This is a genomic window from Nocardiopsis sp. CNS-639 (genome assembly GCF_000381685.1).
Taxonomy (GTDB): domain Bacteria; phylum Actinomycetota; class Actinomycetes; order Streptosporangiales; family Streptosporangiaceae; genus Nocardiopsis; species Nocardiopsis dassonvillei.
This window is the reverse complement of sequence record NZ_KB906855.1, coordinates 433,476-441,057: the sequence shown is the minus strand read 5'-3', so window position 1 is coordinate 441,057 and position 7,582 is coordinate 433,476. Positions and strand designations below refer to the sequence as shown.

Below are 7,582 nucleotides of genomic sequence, written 5' to 3'. Positions count from 1 at the left end.
CCGGGGATGTTGATCCAGGGGTTGGCGTCGTCGTTGGTGTAGCGGTAGATGGCTCCGTTGGCGTTGACGCCCCACACGTTGGTGCGGGAGCCCGCCGAGATCCTCGTCAGTCCTCCGGAGATCTGCTTCCAGTGCGCCATGTCAACCGTCTCCATCCATTGGGGGTATTGCGCTGAACTCTCAGGAACACCTGTGGCACGGCCGGTCCGGGGGAGACCGGTGCACCTGTGGGGCGACGCTGAACGCGGAGGGTTTCGGCAGCCCGGACACCGGCCGCTGATCCCCCTTTCCTCTTCCGGAAAAGGGTCCGCTGAACGGGGCGGGCGCGGCGGTGTTCCGCCACTTATCAGTGGAACCGTGGAATTTCCGCCTTTCCCGAACTCGCGCGCCGCTTCCGTGGAGATGCCCGAGGGTGGGAGTAAGTAACCCTCTTGGGCCCGTTGCGGCCAATGTTCAAAACATTGTTCACGCACGAAAAGATTTGTGATATTGAGATGGCAAATGCACTATGGGTGGAAAAATATAAGATTTCCGAAATGTATTTCCGTGTGTCGACGGTGGTCCAGGGGTGTGGAGTGGTCGGGGATCAGGAGTCGGGGGCCGGACGCCGTTCGGCCGACGTCGTTGCCCGCGCGGGCTGTCCCGGCGGCGCAGGAACTCATCGCGAAGCGGTTCCGATCAGGGTCCCCACATGATCGGCCTCCGGGGCCGCCTCCTCCCACACGCGCACCTCACGGAACCCGTGACCAACCAGAATCTCCTCCCACACCGCGGGCTCGTAGGCCCACCGGTACACCCACACCCGGCGACCGTTGAACCCGCCTCCGTACATGCCCTGCACCCCGTACGACCCGGGAACCGCAGGAGCGTGGGAGAACACGAACCTTCCATTGGATTCCAGACGGTCGTGCACCAGCGGGAACAGCACGTCGGGGTCGGTGAACCAGGCCGCTCCCCACACCGAGTAGACGGCGTTCCACCGCTGGCCGGTCCCCGCCAGGAACTCGACCACGTCCGCGTGATGGAACTCCGCGCCCGGGTGTCCCCACCGGCGGCGGGCCCGCTCCACCGCCACCGGTGACACGTCCACTCCCGCGGCCCTCACCCCTCGGGAGGCCAACGCGGCGACGGCCGCCCCCTGCCCGGCCCCCAGCTCCAACGCGGAGGCGGGTTCCCCCAGTAGTTCGAACCCGGGCCCGTGCCCCGGGTACTGGGTCCACTCCAGGGCGGTGGCCAGTGCCTCCTCCGGCTCCTGTGGGGTGACGCCCTGGGCGTAGCGGTCCCAGTAGCTCTGGATGTCCGTGGTCGGGTTGGCCATGGCCGTGGTCCTCGCGGCTCAGGAGACAGAATCCGGACCAAGGTAGCCACGCCGCGGCCGGGACAGCAGGAGAACGGCGAAACAGACCGCCACCCGCGCAGGTGTCTACCTCGCCCGGGTTCGGCGCGGAACAGGCAGCGGCAGCCCGACTCGCGAGTACACGGGACGCCTTGGAAGGCGAAGCCGCTGGGTGTCCGGGGCGGGGTTCGCGAAGTCGGGTGTTTCCGGCCGTTTCTGCGTCTTTCCGAGGCGATCCCATGCCATGATTTTTGTGGTTCGATGATGACAACCGCCTACTACCGATGGGGAAGACACGTGGCTGAGCGCCAGACCGGCACAGTGAAGTGGTTCAACGACGAGAAGGGGTACGGCTTCATCACACCGGAGTCCGGGCCCGACCTTTTCGTTCATTTCAGGGCGATCGAGGGCACCGGCTTCAAGTCGTTGCAGGAAGGCCAGACGGTCAGCTTCGAAGCTGTCCAGGGCCAGAAGGGGATGCAGGCGGACAAGGTCCAGGTGGAAGGGTAGGCAAGGCCCGCCCGAACTGAAGCGCGCGAAGCCCCCGCACCCGGTCTCTCCCGGGTGCGGGGGCTTCGTCGTGTACGGCATATGAAGCGCGGCCCAGGCGGCCCCGGTCGGTGCCGGTGGCGTCCGCGCGGACCACCCGGCCGAGTCCGAAGTGCTGTACCGACCGGGGCGGGGATGGCCACCGGACCCGCGCCGTCCCACAGTGGTGCTTTTCTGTGCCAATCGGAGAATAAAGAGCAAAACCGCTTTATGTGAATTAGCGCGCAAGGCAGACAGTTCAGGCTTCTGGCATGTGCGGACTTGGGGGAAAATTACGCGAACTCGTGTTCGCTGCGCTAGCGTGTTCCCCGAAAAGGAAAATCCCGGTCGGTGCTACCAACACCGAGCCGGGATTTGGCCGACGCCTGCGTAAACAAGCATCCGGCTGCGCCACCTACCTGCTTCAACCAGGAAGGCGACTCGTTGTGGAGTCTACCGCCCCCACTCCCCGTGCCACCACCGAACGCCGTGATTCGGCCCGGTTTTTCGGCCCGCGTCAACGCCCCCGCGGGGCAATGCGCGGAATTGGTTTCATACCGGACATCTGGGTCAACGAAGCCCGCGAGGCCGGACTCTTCCCCACATCCCGCGCTTTCATCGCCGCCACGGTCATCGCCCGCGCCGCCGACCTCGACGGCCGCTGGTGCTTCCTCTGCCTGGACACCCTGGTCAGCCGGTCCGGCCACCTGCTCAGCCTCTCCGTGGCCAAGCGCGCCATCGCGGACCTCATCGCCGCCGGACTGGTCCGCAAACTCGACCCCGGTCAAACCGCGCCTTCTTCGCCGAGGACCTCAGGGAGCGCACCCGCTCACCCGACCGCCTTCCGCTCGTCCTCGAACTGCTGATCCCCGCCGAGGTCTTCCCCGATCCGGTCCGGGAGGAGATCAACGCCGTCCGCGCGGCCCTGGGGGAGGAGCCACTGGACGAGACCACCCGCCCCCGGATCAGGAAGGCCGCGACGGTTCGAATCGACCTCGGCGAGGGGTCGAATCGACCCGCACACCTGTATCCCATTCACCTCTCCTCCGACGAGCGCCCCGATTCCGTCCGGAGGAGCCCAGACACAGCAGGAGGGCCCGAACCCGCGCGAACGAGCACTCACGGACGCCCCCCGCGCACGCACCCTCCGCGCGGTCATCTCCCGCATGCCCAGCCCCAGCACGCACATCGTTCGCACGGACACCCCCTGCTCCGGCACGTCCCCGATGCCGCCCTCAACGACCCGCGCGCCGACCGGGCCGCCCTGACCCGCGCCCTGCTGCGCCTGCGCGACGCGGGCCTGACCGAACAGGAACTCACCGCCCTCGTCCGGGGCGCGGAGAGACTACGCCGCCCCTTCCCGGCCCTCATGCTGCGCCTGCGCGGCCCGGCCGAGGCCCGCGCCTTCCTCACGGGAGTCCTGGGCCGGGGGGTCACGCCCACGACGCCCCGGCAGGCGGGGATTCCCGCACCCCGGAGGCCCGCCGAGGAGAGCGGCCCCGACGACGGCGACCCCTTCGCCCGTCCGCCGGAGTTCGACGTGGACGCCCGGGGCACGGCGGTGCGCACCTGTCCCGACCACCCCGGCGTTCGCAACGTTCCCGGCGGCGCCTGTCGTGCGTGCGGCGGCCCCTGCCGGTCGGTGCCGGACGAACTCGTGCACCCACCGGCCCCGCCGCGACCGCCCGAGCCGGGCGGGGGAGGGGAGGGGCCGGGTATCGCGGAACCGGCGGGGGAGGAGACCTGCGAACTCGAACCGGCCCTCACCGCACGCATCCTGGTATCGCTCATGGGAGGCGGGCCGACCGCCGCCGACGCCGACCCCGCACGCGTGGCGGAAACCGTGCGGGGGACGCCGCCAGCGCACCCGCCCGCGCGTCAGGCGATCATCGACCGGCTCCGCCGACGGCTCGCCGCCCGATGCCCCGGCGGCGGGCACGGCCCAGCGGCAGACGCGGCACGGCGGACACGCGGCCCGTCAGCGGGCCTGGAGCGAGGCGAGGAACTCGTCGGTCCTTTGGACCTCGTCGCGGTCGTAGGTGCTGACGTTGGCGAGCACCTCGGAACCGCCGGTGCGGTCGAGGAGGTCGGTGAGCGCGTCCGCCACCTGCTCGGGAGTGCCCGCGATCGCGGAGTCCATCCAGCCGTGCACCTCCCTGCGCTTCCTCTCCCGGCTCGTCTCGCCCAGCAGCCGACGCACCTCCTCCACGGGTCGGAGCGCGCGGAACTCCCCGACCTCCCGCGAGTCCGCGTACGCCCAGGCCTCGGGCAACAGCAGGTCGCGGGCGCGCTCCTCGGTCTCCGCGACGGCGACGTCCACGTTCACGACCAGGTAGGGAGCGGGCGCGGCCGGGCTCGGACGGAAGTCCTCGAAGTAGGCGGCGATCCTGTCCGGGTCGCGAAGGACCGGCCCTCCGACCACCGCCGGAAGCCCCAGCTCGGCGGCGAGTGCCAGCCCGTTCCGGACGGCGAGCAGGAACACCGGCGGAGGCGCCACGCTGGGTTTGGCGGTGATCCCGGCCCGCCCGCCCAGGTACTCGCGGACCCTTTCGACCTCGGCCGGGTACTCGCCCTCGCCCAGGGCGGTGCGCCCGAGCGCACGCCGGATCGGAGCGGTGAAGCCGAGCGAACCGCCCAGCCCCAGGTCGATCCTGCCGGGGAAGAGCGCCTCCAGGAGCAGCGCCTGCTCGGCGATCACCAGCGGGCTGTGGTTGGGGACCATGACCCCGCCCGTGCCCAGGCGGATACCGCGCGTGCGGGCGCCGATGGCCGCGAGCAGCAGGGTGGGGGCCGAGCTGGCGATACCGGGCACCGCGTGGTGCTCGGCGGTCCAGAACCGGTGGAACCCGAGTTCCTCCGCGCGCACGGCCCTCTCGACGGTCGTCGCGATCGTCTGCGCGTCGGACTCGCCGCTGCGCGTCCGTGAGCGGTCAAGCAGGGAGACCCGCATCGGTTCTCGCCTCCGTCCGTGTGGTGGGACAGCGCATCTTCCTCCGCCCGGAGAGTACTCGCCGCGAGCGCGGATGCGGGTTCCGGGCTCCGGGCTCCGGGCCCGTCAGCGGTTCCCTCAGTCCGGTTCCGGACCGGTACGCACTCCCTCCCACCGGTCCGTCCGCGCGACCGACCGTCTTCGGAGGGGACGCAGGCACAAGCGGCCCCCGGGCGACGAACCGTCGCCCGGGGGCCGCACGCGCCAGCCGGTGTCAGACCCGGGTCATGGTGGAGTCGTAGCCGCCCCCGCCGGGGTAGACCCATGCGCCGGTGACGGTGTCGCCGTCGGCGCTGAAGGTGCCCTCGTAGTAGGCGGGGCCGCCCTTCGCGCCGCCCCAGATGGTCAGCCTGTCGCCGACCAGCTCGTAGGCGTAGTCCAGCGTGTTGCCGACCGAGTCGTAGAAGCGCGAGACCACGTCCGCGCCGACCGGTTCCCCGAACGGCCGCAGGTTGCCGATCACCTCCATGCCGGTGACGACCTGGCCGAACTGCGAGAGTTCGACGTGCTGGAGCAGGAAGAAACCGCCGGGCATCCACTCGTAGCGCACGGTTCCCTCGGCTCCGCCGGTGACCGTCCAGGTGCCGACCAGGCGGTCCAGGGCCCTGAGGTCGGCGCTCGGCTCGTAGGTCTCCGGCATCCCGTGGTTCTCCGACGTCTCGTGGGTCTCGTTCATCTCGGACATCCCGTTCTCCTTGTGTGTCGTGGCGGGTGTTCGCCGTTACCTCGGAGGCGCGGGCCGGTCCTCGACATGCTTTTGATGTGACTCAGGTCACCTTGCAATCGTGTCGAGAACCCCGGACCCGCCACGAGGTAGCGGCAGGAACCCACCAAGGAGGAACCCATGGCCACTACCGCCACCACCGCCGCGACCACCACCACTGCCCCCGCGGCCCGCCGTCCGCCCCCGTCCCCGCGCCGTGCCGTCTGACCGACCCGTACTCTTTCGCCCGAACGTTCGACAGAAGGAACCGCCATGAAGTACCTGCTGCTCAGCTACACCCCGGCCGCCGCCTGGGACGCCGCGACCGCCGAAACCCCCTCCGAGGAGGCGCTGGCGGCGTTCGCCGCCTACCAGGAGTTCGAGCGGGAGCTGATCGAGACCGGCGAGTTCGTCAGCAGCGAGGGCCTGGGGCACCCGGCGGTCAGCACCACGGTCCGCAGGGCCGACGGCGGCGTGGTGGCGACCGACGGGCCCTTCGCGGAGCTGAAGGAGGTCCTGGCCAGCTTCGCCGTGATCGACGTGGCCAGCCAGGAACGGGCCGTGGAGATCGGTTCGCGCATCGTCGAGGCGCTGGGTGAGCCGATCGAGATCCGGCCGATCATGGGCGAGGACTTCACGGCGTGAACGACCGCGACCGTGCGCAGCGGCGCCCGACGGTGGCGGACGGCCGGCGCGACGGCGGGCGGCGGCCCCCCGGCGTGGACGCGGACGTCGAGCACCTGCTGCGCACCGAGGCGCCGCAGGTGCTCGGCGCCCTGGTGCGGCGTTTCGGCCGCTTCGACGCCGCCGAGGAGGCGGTGCAGGAGGCGCTGCTCGCCGCGAGCCGGGCCTGGCCCGCCGACGGCGTGCCGGAGAACCCGCGCAGCTGGCTGATCCGCGTCGGCTACCGGCGCCTGGTCGACCTCCTCCGCGCCGAACAGGCCAGACACCGGCGCGAACAGGAGATCGGCGCCGCCGAACTGGCCATGCGGGAGCCGGACCGGCGGGCGGGGCCCGCCCGGGAGAGCGACGACAGCCTGGCCCTGCTGTTGCTGTGCTGCCACCCCGCGCTGAGCGCCGCCTCCCAGGTGGCGCTCACGCTGCGCGCCGTGGGCGGCCTGACCACCGCCGAGATCGCGCACGCCCACGGGACCTCGGAGAACACCATGGGAACGCGGATCAGCCGCGCCAAGCAGCAGCTGGCCCGCGCCGGAGCCCGCTTCACTCCGCCGACCGACGCCGACCGCGACAGCCGGATCACGGCGGTGGCGAAGGTGCTCTACCTGGTCTTCAACGAGGGCTACACGACCTCCGAGGGCGACCAGCTCGCCCGCGTCGACCTGACCGGGGAGGCCATCCGGCTGACGCGCATGCTCCACGACGCCCTGCCCGACGACGCCGAGGCCACCGGACTGCTCGCGCTCATGCTGCTCACCGAGGCGCGCCGTCCCGCGCGCACCGGCGGCCACGACGAGCTGGTGCCCCTGGACGAACAGGACCGGTCGTTGTGGAACGCCGACCTCGTCCGCGAGGGCACCGCGCTCATCGACGGTGTGTGGAACCGCGGTGAGGTCGGCCCCTACCAGCTGCAGGCGGCGATCGCTGCCGTGCACGCGGCGGCCCCGGTGCCGGAGCGGACCGACTGGGTGCAGATCGCGGTGCTCTACCTGTGGCTCGAACGGCTCAGCCCCACCGCTCCCGTGCGGTTGAGCCGGGTGGTGGCGGTGGCCAAGGCGTACGGTCCGGCGCGGGGACTGGCGCTGCTGGACGACCTCGACCGACGCTTCGGGCTCGGCCGGGACCCCCTGACCCGGCAGCGTGAACGCGCGGTGCGCGCTCACCTGCTGGAGACGACCGGGAAGGGGGAGGGCGCGGCGGCGCTGTACCGGGAGGCGGCCTCCCTGACCGGCAACCGGGTCGAGCGGCGGTTCCTGCTGGACCGCGCCGACCGCCTCGGCTGAGGGCGGGACCGCGACGCCGGTCGGCTCGGTCGTTCGCTGACGCCTCCGCCGGAGGGGCCTGCGGC

The 7,582-nt window shown here is 71.2% G+C and carries 8 protein-coding genes; 4 read left to right on the top strand and 4 right to left on the bottom strand.

Annotation, left to right across the window (positions count from 1 at the left end):
* Both G011_RS32935 and G011_RS0104590 read right to left on the bottom strand, forming a co-directional pair.
* Positions 1-140 (bottom strand): tectonin domain-containing protein (locus G011_RS32935; RefSeq protein WP_369757054.1); only part of this gene is annotated, 140 nt, incomplete at its 3' end.
* A gap of 518 nt (positions 141-658) precedes the next feature.
* Complete coding sequence (locus G011_RS0104590; RefSeq protein ID WP_019607455.1) at positions 659-1,318, bottom strand: class I SAM-dependent methyltransferase; 660 nt, start codon at positions 1,316-1,318, stop codon at positions 659-661.
* 315 nt (positions 1,319-1,633) lie between these two features.
* Here G011_RS0104590 and G011_RS0104585 point away from each other — a divergent pair, with 315 nt between their 5' ends.
* The gene (locus tag G011_RS0104585) at positions 1,634-1,846 is read left to right on the top strand and encodes a cold-shock protein (protein WP_013152914.1); all 213 of its coding nucleotides are present in this window, start codon (positions 1,634-1,636) and stop codon (positions 1,844-1,846) included.
* Positions 1,847-2,400: 554 nt separating this feature from the next.
* On the top strand, positions 2,401-2,730 hold the full coding sequence (locus G011_RS32300; protein WP_231391374.1) for a hypothetical protein: 330 nt from the start codon (positions 2,401-2,403) through the stop codon (positions 2,728-2,730).
* Between the two features lie 1,112 nt (positions 2,731-3,842).
* Here the strand turns inward: G011_RS32300 and G011_RS0104570 are convergent.
* Complete coding sequence (locus tag G011_RS0104570; RefSeq protein ID WP_019607452.1) at positions 3,843-4,814, bottom strand: MsnO8 family LLM class oxidoreductase; 972 nt, start codon at positions 4,812-4,814, stop codon at positions 3,843-3,845.
* Between the two features lie 253 nt (positions 4,815-5,067).
* Positions 5,068-5,538 (bottom strand): hypothetical protein, encoded by a 471-nt coding sequence (locus G011_RS0104565; protein ID WP_019607451.1) that lies wholly within the window; start codon positions 5,536-5,538, stop codon positions 5,068-5,070.
* 291 nt (positions 5,539-5,829) lie between these two features.
* On the opposite strand from G011_RS0104565, the gene G011_RS0104560 reads away from it, so the two are divergent.
* Together G011_RS0104560 and G011_RS0104555 are read left to right on the top strand one after the other, a co-directional pair.
* Positions 5,830-6,201 carry a YciI family protein gene (locus G011_RS0104560; RefSeq protein WP_019607450.1) on the top strand — a complete coding sequence of 124 codons (372 nt, stop codon included), beginning with the start codon at positions 5,830-5,832 and terminating at the stop codon, positions 6,199-6,201.
* Complete coding sequence (locus G011_RS0104555) at positions 6,198-7,517, top strand: RNA polymerase sigma factor (protein ID WP_019607449.1); 1,320 nt, start codon at positions 6,198-6,200, stop codon at positions 7,515-7,517. Before G011_RS0104560 ends, G011_RS0104555 begins: the two co-directional genes overlap by 4 nt.
* The last annotated feature ends 65 nt before the right edge of the window (positions 7,518-7,582 follow it).